Origin of the sequence: Bartonella sp. ML70XJBT.G, assembly GCF_028618575.1 — a bacterium.
Lineage (GTDB): Bacteria > Pseudomonadota > Alphaproteobacteria > Rhizobiales > Rhizobiaceae > Bartonella.
The window spans coordinates 7,799-9,495 of sequence record NZ_JAQITA010000032.1 but is presented as its reverse complement, the minus strand read 5'-3'; the positions used below and the strand labels follow the sequence as shown (position 1 = coordinate 9,495).

The 1,697-nt window shown below is 43.0% G+C and carries 1 pseudogene; it reads left to right on the top strand.

Annotation, left to right across the window (positions count from 1 at the left end):
- Positions 1-1,443 (top strand): annotated as a pseudogene (locus PVV64_RS09355) (ShlB/FhaC/HecB family hemolysin secretion/activation protein); the annotation flags it as partial.
- Between the last annotated feature and the right edge of the window lie 254 nt (positions 1,444-1,697).

Below are 1,697 nucleotides of genomic sequence, written 5' to 3'. Positions count from 1 at the left end.
GCGGTGTTTGGGGATTGCTGAAATCAATAAAGTGCTCAAAGCGGTGACCAAGCTTTATATGAAGCGCGGCTATATTGCGGTGCGGGCTTATTTGCCTGAGCAAGATTTAAGCGGCGGTCATCTTAAGGTTGTTGTTGTTGAAGGTGTGATGGAAGATATCACTCTTGATGGGCATAAAGTTGAGAGGAGACTTCAAGGAGAAATCATCACGGCTTTTCCAAACCTTATTGGAAAACCGACCAATCTGCGCCAGATAGAGCAAGGGCTTGATCAATCAATCGGCTTTTCTCACGCCAAGCTACCATTAATCTTGGTGCGGGGAGCAATTCGGGTGGTTCGATACTCGATGTTCATATTGAAAAACAGAAATCTTGGCTTATCACGCTTTCCAGCGATAATCTTGGCGCTAAAGCAACAGGGCTTTACCAAACGCGTGTTAGCCTTTCTTTTGATGATTTGTTAGGGATCAATGATCAATGGTCGTTTAGCTATCAGCGCTCCATGGATGGTGGACCGTATCATTTTTTTCACAAGCGTCCCAATAGTGATACTCTAACGGGTTCCTTTTCCATTCCCTATGGCTATTGGACAACAGGTTTTGATGGGACGTGGAGCCAATATCATTCGAGTGTTAAGGGAATATTTTCTGATATTATGACATCGGGCAAGTCTTTATCGCTTACACCGTGGATTTCACGGGTTATTGATCGTGATCAAGAGGGAAAGACCTGGCTTACGGGACGGTTGACATGGAAATATTCTGATAATTTTATTATGGGTAGTCGAGTTGATGTTTCCAGCCGTAAACTAGCTATTGCAACATTAGAGCTTGATCATTCGCGCAAGTGGCTTGGAGGAGAATTAAGCGCGCATATAGGGTTTCATAAAGGGTTGGCAATTCTTGGGGCTTATGACGATAAAGAGCAAGAGAATGCAACAAAAAATTCACCCAAAGGGCAATTTTCCAAATTGTCTTTTTCCCTAAGTTACGTGCGTCCTTTTTCGCTCAATCAGCATAATTTTCGCTATAACACACTGTTTTCAGGACAATTATCACCCGACACATTGTTTAGTTCAGAGCAACTATCGCTTGGAGGTTCCTCTTCTGTGCGTGGTGTGCGTGAGGCGATTTATTACGGCAATAATGGGGCGTTTTGGCGCAATGAATTATCGCTGTTGTTGCCAGGTTTTTCTTCGAGCATGGGGCGTAAATTTATGAGCCAATTTGCACCGTATATGGCGCTTGATCTGGGGGCAGTGGCCAATGATTTAAGCAAAAACAGTTTTGGCGGTAGTTTGGTAGGAGCAACTCTTGGTTTCCATTCAACTGGAGATATTACGGATGTTGATGTGTCATATTCGAATATTTTAATCCAATCGTCCCCAATAGAGCAGGGGAATGCGACAGGGTTGTTTCAAGTGCGGGCATTATTGAGATTTTAAAGAGGCATAAAAATATAGCCTCGTTTTTGACACCCCTTGGGGTGTTTTTTTAAGAGATAAAGAATTTTATGAGGAGCTGAAGATGCGGGGATTGAAAAATAAAAAGCACAAATTGGGATATGGATACAAGCTAGGGCAGCGCGTTCTTGGTGTTTTGCAGCGAGGGGCTCATAAGGGTATTTCTCTTGTTTTAAGTTTTAGTTTAGCTTTTCAACCTTTGTTAGTACAAGCACAGGCAATTGGTGCACAAAGCT